The following is a 23,841-nucleotide window of genomic DNA, read 5'->3' as shown; positions in this document are numbered from 1 at the left end:
GCGAAGTGGATTTGAATCTGCAAGACAAGGTCGTGATCGTGACCGGCGGCGCGTCGGGCATCGGCGCCGCGATCTCGATGCGGCTGGCAGGCGAAGGCGCGATACCGGTGGTGTTCGCGCGCCACGCACCGGACGACGGCTTCTGGCGCGAACTCACGCGGAAACAGCCGCGCGCCGCGTGCGTCACGGTCGAACTGCAGGACGACGCGCAGTGCCGCGACGGCGTCGCGCAAACCATCGCGCGCTTCGGCCGCATCGACGGGCTCGTCAACAACGCGGGCATCAACGACAGCATCGGGCTCGACGCCGGGCGCGACGCGTTCGTCGCATCGCTCGAACGCAACCTGATCCACTACTACGTGATGGCGCATTACTGCGTGCCGCATCTGAAGGCGGCGCGCGGCGCGATCGTCAACATCTCGTCGAAGACGGCCGTGACCGGGCAGGGCAACACGAGCGGCTATTGCGCGTCGAAGGGCGCGCAGCTCGCGCTGACGCGCGAATGGGCGGTCGCGTTGCGCGACGACGGCGTGCGCGTGAACGCGGTGATCCCGGCCGAAGTGATGACGCCGCTCTACCAGAACTGGATCGCCGGCTTCGACGACCCGCAAGCGAAGGTCGCGGAGATTGCCGGCAAGGTGCCGCTCGGCCGGCGCTTCACGACGGCCGACGAAATTGCCGACACGGCGGTGTTCCTGCTGTCGGAGCGCGCATCGCACACGACGGGCCAGTGGCTGTTCGTCGATGGCGGCTATACGCATCTCGATCGGGCGATCAGCTGAGGGCCGCGCGCGATGCAACCCGACCTGAACCCGAACACCGCCCCGCCGCTGATCGCGCTGACCGGCATCGGCAAGCGCTTTCCGGGCGTGCAGGCGCTCGACGATTGCCGTTTCGATTTGCGTGCCGGCGAAGTGCATGCGCTGATGGGCGAGAACGGCGCCGGCAAGTCGACGCTGATGAAGATTCTCGCGGGCGTGTACCAGAAGGACGAAGGCGAGATCCGGATGGACGGCCGCCCGGTGGAGATCGCCGATCCGCGCACCGCCCAGGCGCTCGGCATCGGCATCATCCATCAGGAGCTGAACCTGATGAATCACCTGAGCGTCGCGCAGAACATCTTCATCGGTCGCGAGCCGCGCGGCCGCTTCGGCGTGTTCGTCGACGAAGAGAAACTCAACCGCGACGCGGCCGCGATCTTCCGGCGGATGCGGCTCGATCTCGACCCGCGCACGCAGGTCGGCCGGCTGACGGTCGCGAAGCAGCAGATGGTCGAGATCGCGAAGGCGCTGTCGTTCGACTCGCGCGCGCTGATCATGGACGAGCCGACCGCCGCGCTGAACAACGCGGAGATCGCCGAACTGTTCCGCATCATCCGCGACCTGCGCGCGAACGGGGTCGGCATCGTGTACATCTCGCACAAGATGGACGAGCTGCGCCAGATCGCCGATCGCGTGACCGTGATGCGCGACGGCAAGTATGTCGCGACCGTGCCGATGGCGGGCACGTCGATGGAATCGATCATCTCGATGATGGTCGGCCGCCAGCTCGATACGGAAAGCCGCACGCCGCCCGATACGTCCGCGAACGAGATTGCGCTCGAGGTGCGCGGGCTGTCGCGCGGCCGCGCGATCCGCGACGTCGGCTTCACGCTGCGGCGCGGCGAGATCCTCGGCTTCGCCGGGCTGATGGGCGCGGGCCGCACCGAGGTCGCGCGTGCGGTATTCGGCGCGGATCCGGTGGACGCGGGCGAGATCCGCGTGCACGGCCGGGCCGTGACGATCCGCACGCCCGCCGATGCGGTGAAATATGGCATCGGCTACCTGTCCGAGGATCGCAAGCACTTCGGGCTCGCGGTCGGGATGGACGTGCAGAACAACATCGCGCTGTCGAGCATGCGCCGCTTCGTGCGCCGCGGCCTGTTCCTCGATGCGCGCGCGATGCGCGACGCCGCGCAGTCGTACGTACGGCGGCTCGCGATCCGCACGCCGTCGGTCGCGCAGCCCGCGCGACTGCTGTCGGGCGGCAACCAGCAGAAGATCGTGATCGCGAAGTGGCTGCTGCGCGACTGCGACATCCTGTTCTTCGACGAGCCGACGCGCGGCATCGACGTCGGCGCGAAAAGCGAGATCTACAAGCTGCTCGACGCGCTGGCCGCCGACGGCAAGGCGATCGTGATGATCTCGTCGGAGTTGCCCGAGGTGCTGCGCATGAGCCACCGGATTCTCGTGATGTGCGAAGGCCGCGTGACCGGCGAATTGCGCGCGGCCGACGCCACGCAGGAAAAGATCATGCAGCTCGCGACGCAGCGCGAGTCGACCGTGTTGTCCTGAATCAGACGCTCAGACGCCCAACGATCATGTCCAACGATACGCATCCCGTTCCGCCCCTGGCCACCGGCGACACGCCGGCCGCCGCATCGAGCCTGAAGTCGCGCTTCTTCAACCCGGCCGCGCGGCAGAAGCTGCTCGCGTTCGCGAGCCTCGTGCTGCTGATCGTGTTCTTCAGCTTCGCGTCGTCGAACTTCCTCGAAGTCGACAACCTCGTGTCGATCCTGCAGGCCACCGCCGTGAACGGCGTGCTGGCCGTCGCGTGTACGTACGTGATCATCACGTCCGGCATCGACCTGTCGGTCGGCACGCTGATGACGTTCTGCGCGGTGATGGCCGGCGTCGTGTTGACGAAGTGGGGGATGCCGCTGCCGCTCGGGATCCTGGCCGCGCTGTGCTTCGGCGCGCTGTCGGGGTGCGTGTCGGGCTTCGTGATCGCGAAGATGAAGGTGCCGCCGTTCATCGCGACGCTCGGCATGATGATGCTGCTCAAGGGGCTGTCGCTCGTGATCTCGGGCACGCGGCCGATCTACTTCAACGATACGCCGGGCTTCACGTCGATCGCGCAGGATTCGCTGATCGGCAACCTGATCCCCGCGCTGCCGATCCCGAACGCGGTGCTGATCCTCTTCCTCGTCGCGATCGGCGCATCGATCGTGCTGAATCGGACGATCTTCGGCCGCTACACGTTCGCGCTCGGCAGCAACGAGGAAGCGCTGCGGTTGTCCGGCGTGAACGTCGACGCGTGGAAGATCGCCGTGTACACGTTCAGCGGCGCGGTGTGCGGGATCGCCGGCCTGCTGATCGCGTCGCGGCTCAATTCCGCGCAGCCGGCGCTCGGGCAGGGCTACGAGCTCGATGCGATCGCGGCCGTCGTGATCGGCGGCACGTCGCTGTCGGGCGGCGCGGGCAGCATCGTCGGCACCATCATCGGCGCGTTCATCATGAGCGTGCTGACCAACGGGTTGCGCATCATGTCGGTCGCGCAGGAATGGCAGACGGTCGTGACGGGCGTGATCATCATCCTCGCCGTCTATGTGGACATCCTGCGCCGGCGCCGCCGCTGATGCACGCGCGCAGGAAGAAACGAACACGGGCACCCAGGCGCTGCACCGCCGGCCGGGCCGGCATTTCAGTCGATACCAACCAAGGAGACGCGAAGTGATCAGGAGCAAGGTGTTGAACGCGATCGTCGGGCTGACGTTCGCCGTCGGCGTCACGGCCGGCGCGCAGGCGCAGGAGACGTACATCCCGCTGATCTCGAAAGGCTTCCAGCATCAGTTCTGGCAGGCCGTGAAATCGGGCGCGACGCAGGCCGCGAAGGACTACAAGGTGAAGGTGACGTTCGAAGGGCCGGAAACTGAGGCGATGGTCGACAAGCAGATCGACATGCTGTCGGCCGCGATCGCGAAGAAGCCGGCCGCGCTCGGCTTCGCGGCGCTCGACAGCAAGGCCGCGCTGCCGTTGCTGAAGAAGGCGCAGGCCGAGAAAATCCCGGTGATCGCGTTCGATTCGGGCGTGGACAGCGACATTCCGGTGACGACGGCCGCGACCAACAACAAGGCGGCCGCCGCGCTCGCCGCCGACAAGCTCGCCGCGCTGATCGGCGACGAAGGGCAGGTGGCCGTGGTCGCGCACGACCAGACGAGCCGCACCGGCATCGACCGCCGCGACGGCTTCCTCGAACGGATGAAATCCGCGCACCCGAAGGTGCAGGTCGTGACCGTGCAGTACGGCGAAGGCGATCAGCTGAAATCGACCGAGGTGACGAAGTCGATCCTGCAGGCGTATCCGAAGCTCAAGGGGCTGTTCGGCACCAACGAGGGCTCGGCGATCGGCGTGGTCAACGGCGTGCGCGAGATGAAGCGCAAGGTCGTGATCGTCGGCTACGACTCCGGCAAGCAGCAGAAGGATGCGATCCGCAGCGGGCTGATGGCCGGCGCGATCACGCAGAACCCGATCGGGATCGGCTACAAGACGGTCGAGGCGGCCGTGAAGGCGATCAAGGGCGAGAAGCTGCCGAAGGTCATCGATACCGGCTTCTACTGGTACGACAAGACCAATATCGACGATCCGAAGATCGCGGCGGTGTTGTACGACTGACCGTGGCGTGCCGGCGGCGATCGTGACGATGCGCGCCGCCGCCGCCGAGTCGATTGAACACGAGGGGATCATGGGCGCAGTGCGTATCGATTCGCATCAGCACTTCTGGCGTTATCGCGCGGCCGACTATCCGTGGATCGGCCCCTGCATGGGCGTGCTCGCGCGCGACTACCTGCCCGATATGCTCTGGCCGCAACTGCATGCGCAGGCGCTTGGCGCGTCGATCGCGGTGCAGGCGCGCGCCGGGCGCGACGAGACGGCGTTCCTGCTCGACCTCGCGCGCGACGACGCGCGCATCGCAGCGGTGGTCGGCTGGGAGGATCTCGGTGCGCCGGCGCTGGCCGACCGCGTCGCCGAGTGGCGCAGCCCGAAGCTGCGCGGCTTTCGTCATCAGGTGCAGGACGAAGCCGACGTCGGCGCATTCGTCGCCGATCCCGCTTTCAATCGCGGTGTGGCGTGGCTGCAGGCGAACGGCTACGTGTACGACGTGCTCGTGTTCGAACGCCAGTTGCCGGCGGTCCGTGCGTTCTGCGCGCGGCACGATGTGCACTGGCTCGTGCTCGATCATTGCGGCAAGCCGGCGCTCGCCGAGTTCGGGCGCGACGACACCGCGTTCGCACGCTGGCGCGCGTCGCTGCGCGAGCTCGGCGCGCTGCCGCACGTCGCATGCAAGCTGTCGGGGCTCGTGACCGAGGCCGACTGGCGGCGCGGCCTGCGCGCGCAGGACATCCGGCATATCGAGCAGTGCCTCGACGCGGCGCTCGACGCGTTCGGCCCGCAGCGGCTGATGTTCGGATCGGACTGGCCCGTGTGCCTGCTCGCGGCGTCGTATGACGAGGTCGCGTCGCTCGTCGAGCGCTGGGCCGAATCGCGGCTGTCGGCGGCCGAGCGCGGCGCGTTGTGGGGCGGCACGGCCGCGCGTTGCTACGCGGTGCCGGGCGATGTGAAGCGCGGCATATAGAATAGGCGCGAGCGGTCTGTGCGATGCGTCGGGCCGTCCGCAACGAAACCGATTACCAGCGTCAACGTATGTCCATCCAGCCGATTCAGAACCGCCGCCTCTACCAGCAGATCGCCGACAAGCTCAGCGCGATGATCGAGTCGGGCGATTTCCCGCCGGGCAGCTATCTGCCGCCCGAGCGCGAGCTCGCCGAACAGTTCGGCGTGTCGCGCACGTCGGTGCGCGAGGCGCTGATCGCGCTCGAGGTGAGCGGGCTCGTCAGCGTGCGCGTCGGCGACGGCGTGAAGGTGCGCCTTCCTGAAACGGCGGCCGCGCCCGAACCCGCGCCGGCACCGGTCGGGACGGTCGCGCCGTTCTCGATCGTCGAGATCGATCCGGAGCTCGGCATCGCACTCGATCTCGATACCGAAATCCCGCCGTTCGCGCTGCTGCAGGCGCGCCGGCTGATCGAGCCGGAAGCCGCTTCGCTGGCCGCGCGGCACGGCTCGGACGCGCAGATCGAAGGTATCCACGAAGCGTTCCTGCGCAACCAGGACGACAACCGCAGCGGCTCGCTCACGCACCCGGGCGACCGGCTGTTCCATATCCGCATCGCGGAAGCGAGCGACAACGCCGCGTATGCGCTGATGATCAAGCAACTGCTGGCGCACAAGTACGACCCGATGTTCCAGCGGCTGCAGTCGCTGTACATGCCGAACGACATGCCGCACCGCTCGGAGCTGGAACACCGCGCGATCCTCGACGCGATCCGCGCGCGCGACCCCGACGCCGCGCGTCGCGCGATGGCCGAGCATCTCGATGAAGTGATCCGCATCTTTGGCCGTGCGCTCGACTGAGCGCGAGCCGATTCGCCGCATGGTCGGCCGCGGCCGACGCGATGCGGATTTTCGCGTGCCGATGCGGCGTGCGCATCGCACGAGGGTATCGGCCGCCGGGACAGAACGAACGCTGCGATGCGAGCGATGCGCGCCGGTCGATCGGCATGCCGCTCGCGCGCCGAATGGAGTGTGACGAATGCGCGTGAACGATTGCCACAATTTCCACGACTTCCGCGAGCTGGCCAGGCGACGGTTGCCGGGGCCGATCTTCAATTACATCGACGGCGCGGCCGACGATGAAACCACGTATCGACGCAACACGAGCGCGTTCGAAAGCTGCGATCTCGTGCCGAACGTGTTGCGCGGCGTGCGCGACGTCGATCTGTCGGTGACGGTGATGGGGCAAAAGCTCGGCATGCCGGTGTACTGTTCGCCGACCGCGCTGCAACGCCTGTTTCACCATGACGGCGAGCGCGCGGTCGCCGCCGCCGCCGCGAAATTCGACACGATGTTCGGCGTGTCGTCGCTCGGCACCGTGAGCCTGGAAGAAGCCCGTGCGATCAGCCCGGGCCCGCAGGTCTACCAGTTCTATTTTCACAAGGACCGCGGCCTCAACCGCGAGATGATGAACCGTTCCAGGCAAGCCGGCGTGAACGTGATGATGCTGACGGTGGACAGCATCACCGGCGGCAATCGCGAGCGCGACAAGCGCACCGGCTTCTCGATTCCATTCCGGCTGACGCTCGCGGGGCTTACCGAGTTCGCGTTGAAGCCGGCCTGGGCGATCAACTACCTGACCCACGAGCGGTTCCGTTTGCCGCAACTCGACCGGCATGTCGACATGGGCGGCGGCGCGATGTCGATCAGCCGCTACTTCACGGACATGCTCGATCCGTCGATGTCGTGGGACGACGTCGCCGCGATGGTGCGGGAATGGAACGGGCAGTTTTGCCTGAAAGGCGTGATGTCGGTCGACGACGCGCGCAGGGCGGTGGACATCGGCTGTACCGGCATCGTGTTGTCGAACCACGGCGGACGGCAACTGGACGGCTCGCGCGCCGCGTTCGACCAGCTTGCCGAGGTGGTCGACGCGGTGGGCGACCGGATCGACGTGATGATGGACGGCGGCGTGCAACGGGGTTCGCACGTGCTCAAGGCGCTGGCGCTCGGTGCGAAGGCCGTCGGGCTGGGGCGCTATTACCTGTTCCCGCTCGCCGCCGCCGGGCAGCCCGGCGTCGAGCGCGCGTTGCAACTGATGCGCACGGAGATCGAGCGGGACATGCGGCTGATGGGCTGCGCGTCCGTTTCTCAGCTCGGGCGGGGCCAGCTTCGTTTTCGCTGACGGCGGCGGGCACGACGCCGTCAGGCCTGCGTGCCGGCCGGCATCGCCCGCTCAGAAGCGATCCGCGCGATACGGCGCCGGATCGGTGAACGGCGCTTCCCCGGTCATCATCTCGGCGAGCAGGCGGCCGGTGACGGGGCCGAGCGTCAGCCCGTGATGGTTGTGCCCGAACGCGAACCAGAGCCCGCGATGCGCGGGCGCGGGGCCGATCACCGGGCGCATGTCGGGCGTGCACGGCCGGAAGCCGAGCCACGGATGCGGGTCGAGCCGCTCGCCGAAACCGAACACCGGCCGCGCGACGCGTTCCGCGCGTTCGAGCTGCACGCCGGTGGGCGGCACGCGGCGCCGCGCGATCTCGACGCCGGTCGTCAGCCGCAGCCCGCGCCGCATCGGCGCGATCACGTAGCCGTATTCGCGATCGACGATCGGCGCCGACGGCACGCCGCGCGCGGACGGCGCATAGTGCATGTGATAGCCGCGTTTCTCGCGCAGCGGGATCTTGTAGCCGAACTTGCCGAACACCGTGTCGGACCACGGGCCGAGCGCGACGACGACGGCCGGCGCGGCCGCGGGGCCGTCGTCGGTCCGGACCTGCCAGCCGGGCGACAGCGCGTCGAGGCTCGCGGCGTCGCCGGTCAGCAGCGTGCCGCCGCCCTGCACGAACAGTTGCGCATACGCTTTGACGAGCGCGGCCGGATCGACGACGCTTTTCGGGTCGAGCCAGTGCAGCGCGCCGCAGAAGCCCGGTGCGAGGCTCGGTTCGTGCGCGCGCAGCGCGGCCGCGTCGAGCGGCGTGATGCCGAGCCCGTGGCGGCGCGCGGTGAGGCCGGCGTCGGCCACGCCGCGCTCGAATGCGGCCGGCGTGCGGAACGCTTCCAGCCAGCCGCTGGCGCGGACCAGTTCACCGGCGCCGGCCCGCGCGATCAGCGCGTCGTGTTCGACGATGCAGCGCTCGATCAGCGGCAGCATGTCGCGCGAGGCCGCCGCGTGACGCAGCGGCGCCGATTCCCACCAGAACCGCGCGAGCCACGGTGCGAACGCGGGCAGCGACGCGCTGTGCCAGTAGAGGTCGGTCGAGCGGTTCAGCGCATAGCGCATCAGCGTGAACGGGCTGCGCGGGAACGGGTACGGTTCGACCGACGAGCGCTCGATCAGCCCGGCATTGCCGAAGCTCGTGCCTTCGCCGGGCGCGCCGCGATCGACGAGGGCGACCTTGCGGCCGCGATCCTGCAGGTGCAGCGCGGCGCAGACGCCCACGATGCCGGCGCCGAGAACGATGACGTCGAAATCCATCGGTATGAGTGAACAACGGTCGAGACAGGTTGGAAACCGACGTTGCAGTCGGGGCGAATTCCGGAGGAGGGCTGCCGACGGACAGCTTGCCGTCAGGATACCCGCGATGTCATGCGATTCGCAAAAACCGATTCGGCTTGCCGGATGCGTACTTACGATTCGCGATATTCCGGATTCTAACCGGGCGCCAGGCGCGGGCGGGACTGACGTTCGTCGATGGCGACGGCATGCGCGCGCCGGCGCCCGCGATTCTCGATGCGTTGCACACCACGTGTCGACACCCTGTCATAAGCCGCCGATCGTGTTGATCATTTGATCCGGGGCATCGGTAAATCGTACGATGCTGCATCGCGGAATTGCCAAATTTACCCGTTGCGTCATTCCGGAAGATCCAGGTCCCGCTGCACCGCCGGCTTACCGGCGTAATTCGAGGGACTGCTTAATTGAAAGGTATGGACTCGTCCGAGGCGGGCCGTTATGATGGCGCCGCTTGCCCTGAGAGACAGCCGACCGCGCCAAGAAAAAGACATAAACGTGGGAGAAGATGGCGATTTTCTCGAATGTCCGTCTGCTGGCGAATGCGATTGCGTTGATGGCCTGAAAGCCGCGAATCGCGTTTCGTCGGAGACGCATTCCGAAATTAATATTTCGGACACCGACATGTAGTAATGCCGCGTCGCATGCGCCGCGGCAATCGAAAAAGAAAGCGAGAGGGCCCATGAAAGAGTTGCCAGGAATCGCCGGATTGGCCGAGTCCGCGGGATCGTCCCCGCTTGCCGGCGCGCTGCAGTCGGGCGCGATGCAATTGGCCGCGGCGGCGAATCCCGCCGTCGGCAAGATCGCACCGACGGTCCAGAACAATCATGTGACGGTCGTGAACGGCCCGAACCAGACGAACATCGTCACGCAGGGCCAGCACGCGAGCATCGTGCGCAAGGCGATTTCGGTGCAGTCGCAGGACGAACACATCCAGCACACGGCGAAGACGGCGGTGTGAGTGGCAATGATCGAGCTTTCCGCAACGACTTACACGACCGAACTGAAGCGCTTCAAGCTGCGCGGCCAGGTCTGGCTTGCAGCGAACGAGATTCCCGCCGACGTGCAGGTGCCGACCGCGTGGCGCGTGCTGCTGGATACGCCCGACGCCGCGCTCGGCAACTGGCTCGCGAAGATGTGGGCGGGCGTCGCCGGCCGCCTGCCGGCGGTCGAGCAGTTCTTTGCGGAGAAGCTGCGGCGCCCCGCCGTGTTCCAGAAGGAGAGCGGCGATCTGTGCCTGCTGTATCCGTACACGGTCGAACAGGACGACCTGAACTTCTTCATCGGCCATCCGCCGCTCGGCGAGCTCGTATCGGACGACATGCCGCTGTGGCGCGCGTTACCCGACGATCTGCGCAGCTTCTACCAGTTCACGCACAACGGCTGGACGTTCTTCCCGGCCAACTCGATGGGCCCGTTGCCGATTGGCGACCAGACCGCGTTGACCGACAAGCTCGACCTGACGCCAGACGAGACGCGCCAGCTCGGCGTGAATCCCGATCTCGTGTGGACGGTGTTCCAGAATGGCGGCGGCGACTATCTGTGCCTCGACCTGCGCAACAGCGCCGGCGACGGGAGCGACGCAGGGCGGATCTGGTGGCACGAGAACCCGACCGAACTCGAACCGGTGGATTTCTGGGCCGTGATGAACGCGTGGTTCGAGATTTTCGTCGAGGAAGCCGACAAGCGATGACGACCTGGTGCGTCGTTTCGGGCCGGTGCGCATACAACCGTAGGTCCATGCCGCGTGCCGCACGCGCGACTTCTCCGGTTGCGAATGCAGTGTTCCGGCCGACCCGAAAGCCGTTGCGAGATGTCATTCGATTTGCCGGCGCTCACCTGACGCGTGGGAACGTATGAGGTTTTCCGCGCACGGGCGTCCAATCCACTGATCAATCTGCACGCGTCGACACCCGATCGGCTTCGGTCGACGCGATTGCCAGCCTCGTCGTGCCGCGGCACCGGATCCATACCATTCAGGGTGTTTTTCGCGGGTGTTTCCCACTGCTTGGTGATCCGAATTTTTACCTAAGATGAAGAAATCGTGCGCGTCGTTCGGTGCTTGCGCGCATGGAGGGAGGCAGGAGGCAGCGCCAGAGCGATGCCGGCGGATGTTGCGATCATGGAAGCGAAAGTGTGTGCGGCTGCTGCCTGTCTTGCGACGGCAGCGACGCCGACGGGCGCGGCGCAGGGCGCCGCACGGACGACGCGCCGGCCCGGCCGGATCACTTCGCTGCGCCACGCGTTGTTCGCAATCGTTTGCGTGTTGGGCGCCGCGCCTGCCGTGCTCGCCGGAGCGTTCGCCGATACGGACGGCCCGGCCGACAATGGGTTCATCGCAGCCGCCGCCGCGAGCCCGGCCGATCCCGCCATTTCGTCACATGACGCGGCCGTGCGCCACGTCGTACTCGGCATCATCAGCTTCACGCGCTGGCCGACGACGCCCGTGCGCCTGCATCTGTGCATCACCGGGCGCCCCGACTACGCGCGCGGCCTGACCGACACGCTGCAGGCCGGCTCGACGCTGCTCGACGTGCAACGCGTCCGCTTCGACGATCCGTCGCTCGGCATCGTATGCGACGTCGTCTATCTCGGCGCCTTGAACAACGACGAGCGCGCGCGGGTGAGAGCCGCATTGGCCGGCCATCCGGTGCTGACGATCGCGGAACACGATCCGTTCTGCACCGCGGGCGGCATGTTCTGCCTCGACGTCGACGGCGATCGCGTGTCGTTCGACATCAACCTCGATGCCGTCGCGCGCAGCGGCGTGCGCGTGCATCCGAACGTCCTCAATCTCGCACGACGGCCGGTGACGCCATGACACGGCCCTCGCTTCCCGTTCCCGCTTCGCCCGTGCCGCGCCCGACGTTGCAAAGCGTGCTGCGTCGCGCACACCTGCGGCTCGCGTTCGTCGCCGTGACGATGGCCGCCGTGTCGTTGATCGTCGTCGCCGTGATCGCGTTGCGCGCGTATGCCGGCAACAACCTGAACCTGCTCGCGCGCTCGCTCGGTTACACGGTCGAGGCGGCGCTCGTGTTCGGCGATCGCGTCGCGGCGAACGAGGCGATCGGCATGATCGCCGGCGACGAGGACGTCGCGCAGGTGGTCGTCACCGACAGCAACGGGCAACTGTTCGCCACGTGGCAGCTGCCGGCCGGAAGCGGGATCGCGCGGCTCGAGCGCGCGGTCGCCGACGTGGCGCTGCCCGGGCCGGTGACCGTCCCGGTGATGCACGACGGCATCATCGTCGGCCACGTCGTCGTGCGCGGCCGCGGGCACCAGTTCTTCGGCTTCCTGCTCGGCGGCGTCGGCGGCATTCTCGGCTGCCTGGCCGTCAGCGTGTTCGGTGCGTACGTCAGTTCGAAGCGCCTGCTGCGCAACATCGTTTCGCCGCTGCGCGCGCTGGCGGGCGTCGCGCACGCGGTGCGGCGCGAGCGTGCGTTCGCGCGGCGCGTCGAGCCGGCGGCGATCGCCGAACTGAACCAGCTCGGCGACGACTTCAACGCATTGCTCGACGAATTCGAAGACTGGCAGAACACGCTGCGCGACGAGAACGCGTCGCTCGAACACAAGGCGACGCACGATGCGCTCACCGGGTTGCCCAACCGCGTGCAGTTCGAATCGCGTCTCGCGCTGGCGCTGTGCGACGCCACGTTGACGGGGCAGCGGGTCGCGGTTCTCTATCTCGACTGCGACCGCTTCAAGGAGATCAACGATGGTCTCGGCCACGATGCGGGCGACGCGGTGCTGATCGGCATCGCGTCGCGGCTGCGCACGCGGGTGCGCGAGGCCGATCTCGTCGCGCGCCTGGGCGGCGACGAATTTGCGGTGATGCTGGCGGCGGTGCCTGAAGCGGGCAGCGTGTGCCGGATCGCCGACGAGATTCTGTCCGGCATGGCGCCGTCGATCGAGCTGTCCGACGGCCGCGTGGTGGCCACCATGATGAGTGCCGGCGTTGCGCTGTTTCCCGATCACGCATCCGACGCGAGCGGCCTGCTGCGCGCGGCGGATATCGCGATGTACCGCGCCAAGCGCGCGCGGCCGGGATCGTGGCAACTGGCGGAGAGCGTGGCAGGGCCGGTGTGATGTCGATCGACTCGCGCCGCGGGCGAGGCCGCGGCGGCGGTTAAAAGAAGCGCTTGCAGAGCGGGCGCGATGGAAGGGGATGCGAAATGAACCACTCGTTTCCTGTGAGCACGGGGCGGATGTGCGTCGGGAGTGCGCTGCTGCTGTGCATGCTGCTGGGGGGCTGCAACACGCCGCCGCCGCTTCATCGGGGGCTGACGCAGACGCAGGTGACGGCGCTGAAGTCGGCCGGGTTCCAGGAGACCGGGCAGGGGTTCGAGTTCGGTTCGACCGGGCCGATTCTGTTCGATTTCGATCGATACAACCTCAAGCCGGATGTCAGACGGATCGTCGAACGGATCGGGCGGACGTTGCGGTCGGCGGGCATCAACGGCGTGCGGGTTTATGGGTATTCGGATGACGAGGGCACGGAGAAGTACGACATCGAATTGTCGAGGCGGCGGGCGGAGGCGGTGGCGATCGAACTGGTCGACGTCGGGCTCGACGCGAAGCAGATCGCGATTGCCGGGAAAGGGAAGCGCGATCCGGTGGGGGATAACAGGACGCCGGCAGGGCGCGCGCAGAATCGGCGGGCGGCGATTGTGGTCTCGCCGCGGTGAGGTGGTACGCCGCGCATGGGTGGTGTGTAGACGCGCCGACACGCACGCCGTGCCGTCCGCTGTAACGGTTCGCCACCATTGACGCGAAAGTGCCCGAGCGGCCGTTTGCAAGCGGCGAGCCTTGATGTTCGCAGCATTCAGGCGCGGCATCGGCAGTATTCGTCATCGCAGAAATGACGCCCGTTCGATGCGTCGCGAATGAAACAATAGGTGGTCCCAATAAAATCGTTCCGCTTTTTTAACGCTGCATCGTCATACGCACATGCGGCGACGGACGGAACGAGTATGGCCATCGAACCCAAGGATCTGCTGCCGCACTTCGAGCGTGAACTGACGCTGCTGCGCCGTTCAGTGCAGACGTTTGCCCAGCGCTTCCCCAAAATTGCCGCCCGGCTGGCGATCAACGGCGAGCATTCGGACGATCCGCACGTCGAACGCCTGTTGCAGTCGTTCGCATTGATGGCGGCGAGCCACGACATGCGCATCGAAGATGACGTGCCGGCGTTTACGCACGGTTTTCTCGACACGCTGCACGGTGTTTTCCTGCGCCCGTTTCCTTCATGCGCGATTGCGCAATTTCTGGGCGACCGCAGCAGCGACCTGACTGCGCCGCGCGTCGTGCCGCGCGGCGACAAGCTGATCGCGCCCATCGGCAAGGAAGTATTCCGCGTCGCGGACGACGTCGCGATCGTGCCGCTCACGGTGTCGTCGGTGCGTTACACGACATCGTCGATGGCGCCGCGCGACGTCGCGTGGCCTGCGGAAGCTACCGGCTTGCTGACTTTCACGTTCGAGCTCACCACGCCGAACGCCACCTTCGCCATCGTGCCGGACACCGTGCGCGTGCATTTCACCGGCGCGCGCGAAATCGTCGCGGCGCTCACCGACGCCGCGTTGCTCCTTGCTGGCCGAAGCTTTGCCGAAGCAGGCGATTCGACGCGCTGGAAGCGTCTGCCGGAGGCAACGTTCACGGCCGCCGGCTTCGATCCTGCCGATGCGCTGCTCGACGTGCGGCCGGACGAGGCGCTTTGGCCGCTCCATTTGCTGATGGCGTATTGCGCGATGCCGGAGCGTTTCGACTTTGTCGACGTGGACATGCGGAAGATCAAGCGAATCGCCGGCGGCAGCCGTCGCGTCGCGCTTCACCTCGCGATCGCGGGCGTGCATCCGGATTCGCACCGCGCCCGGCGCCTGGCCGCCGCCAAGGCCGACCACGTCCGGTTGTTTTGTACGCCGGTCGTCAACCTGTTTCAGGACGAGGCCCAGCCGATCGAGACGCGCGCGGGTTGCGCGCACTATGCGGTGAGGGCGCTCGCGCAGGCGGGCGCGCCGCGCACCGCTATCTGGTCGATCGATGCCGTGCGTCATGTCTGCGACTCGGGAACGTCGACGCTGGCGCCGTTTCGGTCGCTAAGCCATGGCACGGACAGGCGTGCCGGGTTGTTCTGGACGGTGTTGCACGACGAGGCAAGGCGGGCACCGAAGGAACCCGCCGATCCGCGCGCCAAGGAGACGGACGCGCGCCCGGCGCCGTCCCCGGCCGACGCTGCCGAATCGCTCCGCGGTGTCGAACTGGAACTCGTTGACCAGGGCGGGCGACCTGCCGACCCCGGCCATCGCAAGCTGGAGATCCGGCTGTCCTGCACGCAGGGCGATCTGTCCGCGATGCGCGAGCGCGAACTGGCGTTGCCCGCGGGCGATCCGGCGGGAACGGTCATGTTGCTGAACCGGCCGACCGCGAGCCGGCCGACCGCTTTCCGCCATGGGGAGCTGTGGGATCTGCTGTCGCTTCTCGTGCCGCAGGCGGTCCGGCTGGACAAGGGCGGCCTGACCCAGATCAGGCGGCTTTGCGCGCGCTGGGCGGAGAACTCGGTGGACGCCGGCCGGCGCTTCGATGCGATCGTGTCGTTGTCGACCGCGCGCGTGCGGGGCTGGCTGCCCGGCAAGCCGGCATCGGCGTTCGTGCACGGGCTGGAGGTGCGGCTGGTCGTGGACGAGCAGCGTTTCGCCGCGTTCAGCCTGAGCGGATTCGCGCACGTGATGGACCGGTTCTTCGCGCCCTACGTGCCGGTCACGAGCTTCGTGCAGGTCGTGCTGTTTTCGGCCGCTACGGGTGCGGTGCTTCGGCGTGGGGCGCCGCGTCCGGGCACCCAGCCACTGGTCTAGTTTCCCGATTTTCAGGGCTCGAACGAAAACGTTTGCGGACGTCTTTCAAGCCGTCGGGTTTTACCCTACATTATCGAGGCTTCGGGCCGGCGAGCCGGCTTACGGAACCTGAGATCACACGCAAGGAACAAGAATGAGTTTCGCTCCGAACGGGGGTATTCCCAATGGATTGGGCGGTGGTGCGCTCGGCTCGTTGAGCGCGCTCGGGGGCCTCGCCGGCCCGGTCGCGTCGAGTGTGGCCGGCAGTCTCGGGCCGCTCGCAGGGCTGGCCGGGCACGTCGACACCGTCCAGCGGGCACTGCAACTCGCACAGACCGGCTTCTCGCTGATGGAGAAGACGCCCGGCGCGATTGCCGAAGCGATCAACGGCGCCGCCAACCCCGCGCGCCTGACCCAGCTCAACCGCTACGTCACGCTCGATACGCCGCTCGGACCGGATGTGCTGCTCGTCAGCGCGGCTGTCATCGACGAGCATGTGAACCGGTTGCCGGAGATCCACCTCGACCTGCTGTCGCATCGCCACGACCTGCGCCCGGACGATCTGATCGGCCAGCAGGTCAAGATCCGCTTCGACCAGCAGGCGCGCCTATCGACCCTCGAACGCGTCGTGGCCTCGGGCACCGGCGACAACGACCGCTACTTCGACGGCTACGTCGCGTCGTTCGACCGCGCCGGCAACCCCGGGAACGTCACGCAATACCACCTGACGGCCGTGCCGTGGTTCTGGTTCCTCACGCGTTCCACCGACTGCCGGATCTTCCAGAACAAGACCGCGCAGGACATCCTCACCGAGATCTTCCAGGAACACGGTTTTTCCGATTTCGTGTTCGATATCCGGACGAGCCAGAAGCCGCTCGAATACGTCGTGATGTACCAGGAGAGCTACTACAATTTCTGCGCGCGGCTGATGGAGCAGGAGGGGCTCGTGTGGACGCACCGCTACGAGAAGGACAAGCACTTTCTCGTGATCGGCGACACGAACCTGCTGTTCCGCCCGATCGACGGACTCGCCACCGTGCCGTTCGCGGCGACCGAGGCGAGCGAGGACAGCGGCATCGATCAATTGCACGAAGGTCGGCGTTTCGGCGTCGGCAAGATCACGTTCCGCGACTTCAATCACCAGAATCCGTCGTCGCCGCTGATGCTGGTGGAGGCCGGGCCGCAGAACCTCAAGCACGCACGGCTCGACGCGACCGAGCGGTTCGAGCACCAGTCGCTGTACGACCACGGCGACGACGGTAACCGCTACGCGCGTTTCGCGATGGAGGCCGAGGAGGCGCAGGCGCATCGCTACACGGGCAGCGGCTATGCGTGGCGCATGACCACGGCGGGCACCGTGGCCGTCGCGAACCACCCGGTGCTCGAAAACAACCAGGAGTACGTGATCCTGCACGTGCGTCACGAGGCCGTGAACGACTACACGCAGCACAGCGCGAAGCTGCCGTACCGCAACAGCTTCTCGCTGCTGCCGAAGAAGATCCCGTACCGTGCGCCGCGCGCGACGCCGAAGCCGGTGATCCACGGCACGCATTCGGCGATCGTCGTCGGGCCGAAGGGCGAGGAAATCTATACGAACGGCAGTGCGGTGAAGGTGCATTTCCCGTGGGACCGGCGCGGCAAGAAGGACGGCTCCGATTCGATGTGGGTGCGCGTGTCGCAGCCGTGGGCGGGCGACGGCTGGGGCGCGGCCGCGATTCCGCGGATCAAGCAGGAAGTGCTGGTGGCGTTCAATCAGGGCGATCCGGATAACCCGGTGATCGTCGGCCGCGTGTTCAACGGCGAGCAGGGCAACCCGTATCACGGCGCGGCCGGCCAGACGATGGGGATCAAGAGCCAGACGCATAAGGGTGCGGGGTCGAACGAGATCCGCATGACCGACACGAACGGCATGCAGGAATTCTTCATGCACGCGCAGAAGGACATGAACACCGTCGTCGAGAACAACGAGACGCACAAGGTGATGGGGCCGATGCGTACTGTGCTGGTGGCGACGGGCAGCGAAGAAAAGCAGATTCCGCAGGGCAACCTCACCGAGACGATCGCCGAGAAGCGCAGCACCACGGCCACGACCGTCGAGGTGGCGACACCGGCCAAGGACGGCGGCGGCACGCAGGTCTATGTGGCCGAGCGCGGCATCCTGCTGAAGGTGCAGGACAGCTCGATCTCGCTCGCGCCGGAAGGCATTCGCCTCGAGCACAACGGCTCCGTGATCCTGATGACCGACGACGGTGTGACGGTCAACGGCAAGCGTATCGATCTCAACAAATAAACTCGAACGAAACCAGCCATGCACTACGCAATCCATGAAGGCACATTCGAATTGCCGGACGCGGCGCTTGATCGCACCGTCAACATGCTGATTCTTCCCGTCGGCCCGGGCGGGCTGAGTCTCGTCGTGTCCCGCGGCCGGCTGCGCGAGCAGGAGTCGATCGACGCGTTCGTCGAGCGCGAATGGGCGCAGGCGTCGCGCACCGCGCAGAATCTGAACGTGCAGTCGCGACGCCTGGTGACGGTCGGGCGGGCGGAATGCCCTGGCGTGCAAACGGAATCGACGCATGAACAGGACGGTCGCACCTTTCATCAGATGCAGACGGCGTTTCGGCTCGATGCCGGCGGGCAGGTGATCGTGATGACGTTGACCAATGCCGCGCCGCTCAACGACGAACAGCGTGCGCTCGCCGCGCGCATGCTGGAGAGCTTCCAGCCGCGCCCGGTTGCGCCCACGCTCGTTTCGGATGCCGGCCGCCCATGAGTCAACCGGCCGCTCGCAAGGACGATCCCTTTACCCACACGACGCTTGCGGGCGATTTGCTCGGCATGGGCGGGTCGCTGCTGGGCGGCCTGGGTATCGGATGGGCGCTGACCACGATAGCGGAAGGCCTCGTGTTCGGCGCGTTGGGCGCGCTCGAAATTGGCACCGGCGGGCTGGCGACGCCGATCGTGCTGGCGATCGGCGTCGGCGTGGCCGCCTACATGCAGGGCTCGGGCCTGAACGACAAGATCGACGAGGCCGCGAAGGGGCTCGGCAACGCCATTTCTCCGCCCGTGGAGAAAGGCACGATCCAGAACGGCTCGCCCGATGTGTTCGTCAACGGGAAGCCGGCCGCGCGCGCGGCCGATGGCGCGGACATGGATCCGGTGCTGTGCAGCGACCATCCCGGTCCGCAATTCGTCGCGCAAGGGTCCGACGTGGTGTTCATCAACGATCTGCCTGCGGCGCGGGTCGACGACAAGACCACCTGTGACGGCACGATCTCGAAGGGCTCGCCGGACGTTTTCTTCGGCGGCGGCACGAAGACCGTGCGCGACATCAGCGCGGCGCGGCCGTGGGTCGCCGGGCTCGGCGCGGCGATTGGTATCGCGCTTGCGCTCTGTGGCCGAGGCAAGGGAAGCTGGGGCGATTTCGTCAAGGGCAAGCTGCCTTGTCTCGCGATGAATTTCGCGGCCGGCATATTCGGCACATGGCTCGGCAGCAAGATGCAGCCGTCGGCCGGCCATCCCGTCAACGTGATCACCGGCGGCAAGATTCTCGACGGCAGCGACGATACCGACTTCGTGTTGCCGGGCCCGCTGCCGATCGTCTGGCGGCGTTTTTACAGCAGCCACGACGATCGCGCCGATGGCCTGTTCGGTGTCGGCTGGAGCGTGCCGATCAGTGTCGAGTTGAGGGTGGCGCGGGAGAACGGCGTCATCACATCGATCACGTACTGGGACGAACAGGGGCGCGAGATCGAGTTTCCGGCGGTGTCGCCGGGTGAGAGTCATTTCAGCGTGCCGGAAGGCATTTACCTGATTTGTACCGCCGGCGGGCACTATGTGGTCGAAACGGTCGATGGTTTGTATCGCGATTTCGGCCGCGCGGGCAGCGATGCGGACAGCGAGATGCTCAAGCTGCGGCGGCTCGAGGATCGCAACGGCAACTGGATTGAGGTCGAGCAGGAAGCGGTAGATGAGGTCGTGCGGCCGGTGCGGTTGCATGACAGCGCGGGTCGCGTGCTGACGCTGGGTTACGAGAAGCCTCATCCTCGACGCATTGCCACGATCGAACTGACGCGCGGTGTCGACGGAGAGCAACCCGACACGCTGGTGCGTTATGCGTACGACGATGCCGGCCAACTCGTGGCCGTGACCGATCGCAGCGGCCACACCGGGCGACGGTTTGCCTACGAGTATGGGTTGATGGTCCAGCACACGTTGCCCGGCGGCTTGAACTGCTTTTATGCGTGGCAGGGTGTGGGCCGCGACGCACGTGTCGTACGCCATTGGACCGACGACGGCGAAGCGTACACGTTCGATGCAGACCTTGCGCAGCGTTCGGTGACGATCACCGATCAGATCGGGCGCGTGACGCGCTGGACGTGGAACGAGGATCAGCAACCGACGCGCTACACCGATGCCGAAGGGCACGTCTGGCAGATCGAATGGAATGCGATGCGGCAGTTGTTGAGCACGACCGATCCGGCCGGCCATGTCACTCGCTTCGAATATGACGAGCGCGGGCGGCAGACGCAGCGCATCGACGCGCTCGGCCACGTCGAGCGGACCGAATGGAATGGGCACTACGATCTGCCTGTTGCGGAAATCGATCCGACCAACGCGCGATGGATCTATCGTTACGACGCGCGCGGCAACCTGACGATGACGCGCGATCCGGCGGGTTTTGCGACCGAGTATTACCGCGACGATCGCGGGCTCGTGCATACGATTCGTGATGCGCGCGGCGGGTACAAGTTCCTTGAATGGAATGGCCGGGCGCAGTTGACCGCGTATACCGATTGTTCCGGCAAGGTCACGCGGTTTGCGTATGACGCACGTGGTGCGCTCGCGCGGGTGACCGATGCGGCCGGCAATGCCACCGTGTACGAAACGGATGCGATGGGGCGGGTCACGGGGATCGGGACGGCTGATGGTGCACGTCAAATGTTCCGTTACGACGCGGCCGGAAGGCTGGTTGAGGTCACCGATGCGAACCAACGCAGCACGTGCTATGAACTCAATCCGCGTGGATTGCTCTTGTCTCGCACGGATGCGGCGGGTCGGGTCGTGCAGTTCGGCTATGACCAGGCGTTCCGGTTGGCGAGCCTGACCAACGAGAATCGTGAGACGTATCGCTTTCAGTATGACCGTCGCGATCTGGTTTCCGCACAGATCGGTCTCGATGGCCACAAGCGTATGTACGAGTACGACGTGTGCGGTCTAGGCACGATCGTCCGCGACGGGCAGCTCGAGACACGGTACGAGCGCGACGCGATTGGGCGGCTGACGGCGAAGCAAGCCGCGCACGAGCGTTGCGAATACCTGTACGACGAGGCAGGCCGGATCACATCGGCCGAGTTGTACACGCTTGCTGCCCGAGGACCATCGTTGAAGAATCGCGTCAGCCTGAAGTACGACAAGCGTGGAGAAGTCGTCGAGGAATACACGCCGACCGGCTGGCTCGCACACACCTACGACGAGCTCGGCAATCGTGTCAGCACGACGATTTCCGGCGAGCGCACGATCGACTGGCTGCATTACGGGTCGGGGCATGTACACCAGATTCGTTTCGACGGTGCCACGGTTGCGGACATCGAACGGGACGACCTGCATCGCGAGGTGCTGCGGACGCAGGGCAAGCTGACGAGTCACTTCGGGTATGACGCGGTGGGGCGCCGTGCGCGGCAAACTGCGCAGCGCGGCGCGGCGGGCGGCGAGTTGCTTGCGAAGCAGTGGCAATACGATGCCGCTGGCGACGTGATCCAGAAGCGTGACCAGCGTTACGGCACGACGAGCTATCGGTATGACCCGACGGGGCGCATCGAACAGGCGGTGGGGCCGGGATTGCCGTCGGAAGTGTTTCGGTGGGATGCCGCGGCGAACCTGGTGTCGAGCGATCACCCGGGTGGCTACGTCGAGCACAACCGGCTCAAGATGTTCGAGGACAAGCGCTTCGAGTACGACGCGTATGGGCGGCTCGTTCGTAAGGTGAGCGGGCATGGGCCGGCTAAAGAGCTCACGCTTGAATACGACGACTGGAACCAGTTGAAGACCGTCGTGACGAAGGACCGGCTCGGGGTTGCAACGACGCATTTCGAATACGACGCGTTCGGTCGACGGATCAGGAAGCTCAATGGCAGTTATGCGAGTACGGATTTCCTGTGGGACGGCATGCGGTTGGTGCAGGAGACGTATCACGATCGTCAGGGCGAGGAAGCGCTGACGTACTTGTACGAGTCCAATAGTTATGTGCCGCTTGCCCGGATCGATCAAGGGAGGGCAGCGGCTAATGATGCGGATGGACGGGATGCGGTTTACTACTTCCACAATGATGTATCGGGGTTGCCGGAGGAACTGACTGACGCTGGTGGCGAGTTGGTCTGGCAGGCGCGCTATAAGGTTTGGGGCAATGCGGTACAGGAGGAGTGGATCGCGCGGGCGCCGCAGACGTCGGCCGCCGCCTGGGGTGAAGTGTCGGTAGCCGCGCCGACGTCGACATATGCACCACGACCACAGAACTTGCGCTTCCAAGGACAGTATTTGGACCGCGAGACCGGGTTGCACTACAACACTTTCCGGTTCTACGATCCAGACATCGGGAGATTCATCAATCCGGATCCGATTGGATTGCTGGGAGGAGCGAACCTCTATCGGTACGCGCCTAACCCGGTATCGTGGATTGACCCATGGGGACTGACTGGCGACGACATAACAACGCTTTACCACTACACGACTCAAGATGGTATGGAGGGCATTACGAGTAGTGGACTTTTGAATGCGTCGCATGGGCCCGTACATGCAAGGTTTGGAGATGGTCAGTATTTCACTGATATATCTCCCGATATGATTGGCGGTAGAACTATGGCCGATGCTGCTGGAGCTGGAAAGATGTCACTAGGACAGCTTGCGGCAAATATTTACGGCGATGCGCGAAAACTTAATAGCATCACGCATTTTGTTGAAATTGACGTTACGGGTTTGGATGTCAAGGAGCCCCGTCCAGGAACTTTCTTGGTTGAAGGGAGTGAACCACTTGATATTTCGAATCGCGTGAAAAGAAGTGGATCGAGTTGCTCATGAAAAGAGAATATTTCCATTCAAAAACAGAGTTTCCGTGTGGTGTAGGGGAGGTTTATACGGAATTTCTCGACGGCGTCGCGACGCGCCAGATTAGCCATCCTGATGGTGGAGTTATCTATGCATCTTCATCGGTACGTGATTGGAATCCTGAGATAGGATTTTTGCTCTTTGATGGAATTAAGGACGAGCTTGAAATTTCTCAAAAAGACGAAATCAAACGAGAAGATTTCGAGCATGTCTGGAAGGCGGTCATAGGCAATCCTCCCAAAGGACTGTCGATTGTCTATGAAGTTGGGGATGCGGCTGTGCCACGGGAAAATTCAACCTTGATTGCTCATGTGGTGAACAATCGGGGGAAATGGGGGCGCGGGTTTGTTGTTTCTCTCGGCAAGAAATACCCTGTCGCACGAGATGGTTATCTCGAATTGTTCCGAGATGAACAGCGGCCTCCGCTCGGAATGGTTCAATTTTTGTCTGTGGATGACGAGAAGCGGATATTTGTCGCGAACATGGTTTCTCAGGACGGGATTCGCAAGAGTAGTCGCGACGTTGCTCAATACGTTTCGTATTCTGACCTCAAGATATGCCTTAGTAAAATTTGCGAATTTGCGTTAGCTAATCGACTTTCGGTGCAAATGCCAATGATTGGCGCGGGACTTGGTGGCGGGGATTGGGAAGTCATTTCGGCGGAAATCGACGAAGTGTTTTCGTACTATAAACAGACTTGTAAAATAATTACACTTTCTTGATAACGCTGGCGGCGAGCTGGTTTGGCAGGCGCGCTACAAGGTGTGGGACGATGCGGTGCAGGAGGAGTGGGTTACGCGGGTGCCGCAGCGGTCGACGGCCGCCTGGGGTGAAGTGTCGGTGGCCGCGCCGGCCTCGACGCGCGTGGCTGATCAACGATGCGTGTTTTGTTCCGGGTCGCAAGGCGAGGATCGACATTGAGCCGGGCAGGCTGATCATCACGCAGATGTAAAAGGCAACGCCGCGAGATGCGGCCGCGCTGCGCGACGTCGCGCAGCGCGCCGGACGGGGTAGAGCAGCCGTA

18 protein-coding genes are annotated in these 23,841 nt (G+C 65.4%); 17 read left to right on the top strand and 1 reads right to left on the bottom strand.

Features of this window, described 5'->3' with window-relative positions; all coding sequences use genetic code 11:
* Positions 1–5: 5 nt before the first annotated feature.
* The 7 genes from QZM15_RS12100 to QZM15_RS12070 all read left to right on the top strand — a co-directional run bounded on the left by QZM15_RS12100 (position 6) and on the right by QZM15_RS12070 (position 7,554).
* Positions 6–782, top strand: a complete 777-nt coding sequence (locus QZM15_RS12100) for an SDR family oxidoreductase (protein WP_104012560.1) — start codon at positions 6–8, stop codon at positions 780–782.
* A gap of 12 nt (positions 783–794) precedes the next feature.
* Complete coding sequence (locus QZM15_RS12095) at positions 795–2,333, top strand: sugar ABC transporter ATP-binding protein (RefSeq protein ID WP_060968459.1); 1,539 nt, start codon at positions 795–797, stop codon at positions 2,331–2,333.
* 26 nt (positions 2,334–2,359) lie between these two features.
* The gene (locus tag QZM15_RS12090; RefSeq protein ID WP_006480700.1) at positions 2,360–3,397 is read left to right on the top strand and encodes an ABC transporter permease; all 1,038 of its coding nucleotides are present in this window, start codon (positions 2,360–2,362) and stop codon (positions 3,395–3,397) included.
* Positions 3,398–3,491: 94 nt separating this feature from the next.
* Positions 3,492–4,433 carry an ABC transporter substrate-binding protein gene (locus QZM15_RS12085; RefSeq protein WP_059502372.1) on the top strand — a complete coding sequence of 314 codons (942 nt, stop codon included), beginning with the start codon at positions 3,492–3,494 and terminating at the stop codon, positions 4,431–4,433.
* Positions 4,434–4,503: 70 nt separating this feature from the next.
* Positions 4,504–5,394 carry an amidohydrolase gene (locus tag QZM15_RS12080; protein ID WP_302106459.1) on the top strand — a complete coding sequence of 297 codons (891 nt, stop codon included), beginning with the start codon at positions 4,504–4,506 and terminating at the stop codon, positions 5,392–5,394.
* Between the two features lie 68 nt (positions 5,395–5,462).
* A complete protein-coding gene (locus tag QZM15_RS12075) occupies positions 5,463–6,230 on the top strand; it encodes a FadR/GntR family transcriptional regulator (protein ID WP_060314314.1) in 768 nt (255 codons plus the stop codon).
* Positions 6,231–6,408: 178 nt separating this feature from the next.
* Positions 6,409–7,554 (top strand): alpha-hydroxy acid oxidase, encoded by a 1,146-nt coding sequence (locus QZM15_RS12070; protein WP_104012561.1) that lies wholly within the window; start codon positions 6,409–6,411, stop codon positions 7,552–7,554.
* 51 nt (positions 7,555–7,605) lie between these two features.
* Here QZM15_RS12070 and QZM15_RS12065 read toward each other — a convergent pair whose 3' ends face one another.
* The gene (locus QZM15_RS12065) at positions 7,606–8,847 is read right to left on the bottom strand and encodes an FAD-binding oxidoreductase (protein ID WP_059584421.1); all 1,242 of its coding nucleotides are present in this window, start codon (positions 8,845–8,847) and stop codon (positions 7,606–7,608) included.
* 718 nt (positions 8,848–9,565) lie between these two features.
* Here QZM15_RS12065 and QZM15_RS12060 point away from each other — a divergent pair.
* From QZM15_RS12060 to QZM15_RS12015, 10 genes are all read left to right on the top strand, one after another.
* Complete coding sequence (locus tag QZM15_RS12060; protein WP_124862821.1) at positions 9,566–9,844, top strand: hypothetical protein; 279 nt, start codon at positions 9,566–9,568, stop codon at positions 9,842–9,844.
* A gap of 6 nt (positions 9,845–9,850) precedes the next feature.
* The gene (locus tag QZM15_RS12055; protein WP_059584425.1) at positions 9,851–10,576 is read left to right on the top strand and encodes an SMI1/KNR4 family protein; all 726 of its coding nucleotides are present in this window, start codon (positions 9,851–9,853) and stop codon (positions 10,574–10,576) included.
* 429 nt (positions 10,577–11,005) lie between these two features.
* Positions 11,006–11,704: a YfiR family protein gene (locus tag QZM15_RS12050; protein WP_099317771.1), complete on the top strand. Its 699-nt coding sequence runs from the start codon at positions 11,006–11,008 to the stop codon at positions 11,702–11,704.
* Positions 11,701–12,969 (top strand): diguanylate cyclase, encoded by a 1,269-nt coding sequence (locus tag QZM15_RS12045; RefSeq protein ID WP_059584426.1) that lies wholly within the window; start codon positions 11,701–11,703, stop codon positions 12,967–12,969. The genes QZM15_RS12050 and QZM15_RS12045 overlap by 4 nt, the downstream gene beginning before the upstream one ends.
* Positions 12,970–13,055: 86 nt before the next feature.
* Complete coding sequence (locus tag QZM15_RS12040; protein ID WP_302106458.1) at positions 13,056–13,568, top strand: OmpA family protein; 513 nt, start codon at positions 13,056–13,058, stop codon at positions 13,566–13,568.
* Between the two features lie 285 nt (positions 13,569–13,853).
* Positions 13,854–15,734 carry a type VI secretion system baseplate subunit TssF gene (tssF, locus tag QZM15_RS12035; RefSeq protein ID WP_302106457.1) on the top strand — a complete coding sequence of 627 codons (1,881 nt, stop codon included), beginning with the start codon at positions 13,854–13,856 and terminating at the stop codon, positions 15,732–15,734.
* Positions 15,735–15,867: 133 nt separating this feature from the next.
* On the top strand, positions 15,868–18,003 hold the full coding sequence (locus tag QZM15_RS12030) for a type VI secretion system Vgr family protein (protein WP_302106456.1): 2,136 nt from the start codon (positions 15,868–15,870) through the stop codon (positions 18,001–18,003).
* Between the two features lie 18 nt (positions 18,004–18,021).
* On the top strand, positions 18,022–18,486 hold the full coding sequence (locus QZM15_RS12025; RefSeq protein ID WP_302106455.1) for a DcrB-related protein: 465 nt from the start codon (positions 18,022–18,024) through the stop codon (positions 18,484–18,486).
* Complete coding sequence (locus tag QZM15_RS12020) at positions 18,483–22,790, top strand: RHS repeat-associated core domain-containing protein (RefSeq protein ID WP_302106454.1); 4,308 nt, start codon at positions 18,483–18,485, stop codon at positions 22,788–22,790. Before QZM15_RS12025 ends, QZM15_RS12020 begins: the two co-directional genes overlap by 4 nt.
* Positions 22,787–23,539 carry a macro domain-containing protein gene (locus QZM15_RS12015; protein ID WP_104012570.1) on the top strand — a complete coding sequence of 251 codons (753 nt, stop codon included), beginning with the start codon at positions 22,787–22,789 and terminating at the stop codon, positions 23,537–23,539. Before QZM15_RS12020 ends, QZM15_RS12015 begins: the two co-directional genes overlap by 4 nt.
* The last annotated feature ends 302 nt before the right edge of the window (positions 23,540–23,841 follow it).

It is taken from the genome of Burkholderia sp. AU44665, from assembly GCF_030504405.1.
Lineage (GTDB): Bacteria > Pseudomonadota > Gammaproteobacteria > Burkholderiales > Burkholderiaceae > Burkholderia > Burkholderia semiarida.
This window is presented reverse-complemented; position numbering and strand designations above follow the sequence as displayed.

Excerpts from the sequence above, each read along its gene's own strand:
- QZM15_RS12025 (WP_302106455.1), top strand. The coding sequence starts at position 18,022 with ATGCACTACGCAATCCATGAAGGCACATTCGAATTGCCGGACGCGGCG.
- QZM15_RS12030 (WP_302106456.1), top strand. The coding sequence starts at position 15,868 with ATGAGTTTCGCTCCGAACGGGGGTATTCCCAATGGATTGGGCGGTGGT.
- QZM15_RS12065 (WP_059584421.1), bottom strand. The coding sequence starts at position 8,847 with ATGGATTTCGACGTCATCGTTCTCGGCGCCGGCATCGTGGGCGTCTGC.
- tssF (WP_302106457.1), top strand. The coding sequence starts at position 13,854 with ATGGCCATCGAACCCAAGGATCTGCTGCCGCACTTCGAGCGTGAACTG.
- QZM15_RS12055 (WP_059584425.1), top strand. The coding sequence starts at position 9,851 with ATGATCGAGCTTTCCGCAACGACTTACACGACCGAACTGAAGCGCTTC.
- QZM15_RS12045 (WP_059584426.1), top strand. The coding sequence starts at position 11,701 with ATGACACGGCCCTCGCTTCCCGTTCCCGCTTCGCCCGTGCCGCGCCCG.
- QZM15_RS12050 (WP_099317771.1), top strand. The coding sequence starts at position 11,006 with ATGGAAGCGAAAGTGTGTGCGGCTGCTGCCTGTCTTGCGACGGCAGCG.
- QZM15_RS12020 (WP_302106454.1), top strand. The coding sequence starts at position 18,483 with ATGAGTCAACCGGCCGCTCGCAAGGACGATCCCTTTACCCACACGACG.
- QZM15_RS12090 (WP_006480700.1), top strand. The coding sequence starts at position 2,360 with ATGTCCAACGATACGCATCCCGTTCCGCCCCTGGCCACCGGCGACACG.
- QZM15_RS12070 (WP_104012561.1), top strand. The coding sequence starts at position 6,409 with ATGCGCGTGAACGATTGCCACAATTTCCACGACTTCCGCGAGCTGGCC.
- QZM15_RS12015 (WP_104012570.1), top strand. The coding sequence starts at position 22,787 with ATGAAAAGAGAATATTTCCATTCAAAAACAGAGTTTCCGTGTGGTGTA.
- QZM15_RS12095 (WP_060968459.1), top strand. The coding sequence starts at position 795 with ATGCAACCCGACCTGAACCCGAACACCGCCCCGCCGCTGATCGCGCTG.
- QZM15_RS12060 (WP_124862821.1), top strand. The coding sequence starts at position 9,566 with ATGAAAGAGTTGCCAGGAATCGCCGGATTGGCCGAGTCCGCGGGATCG.
- QZM15_RS12040 (WP_302106458.1), top strand. The coding sequence starts at position 13,056 with ATGAACCACTCGTTTCCTGTGAGCACGGGGCGGATGTGCGTCGGGAGT.
- QZM15_RS12075 (WP_060314314.1), top strand. The coding sequence starts at position 5,463 with ATGTCCATCCAGCCGATTCAGAACCGCCGCCTCTACCAGCAGATCGCC.
- QZM15_RS12080 (WP_302106459.1), top strand. The coding sequence starts at position 4,504 with ATGGGCGCAGTGCGTATCGATTCGCATCAGCACTTCTGGCGTTATCGC.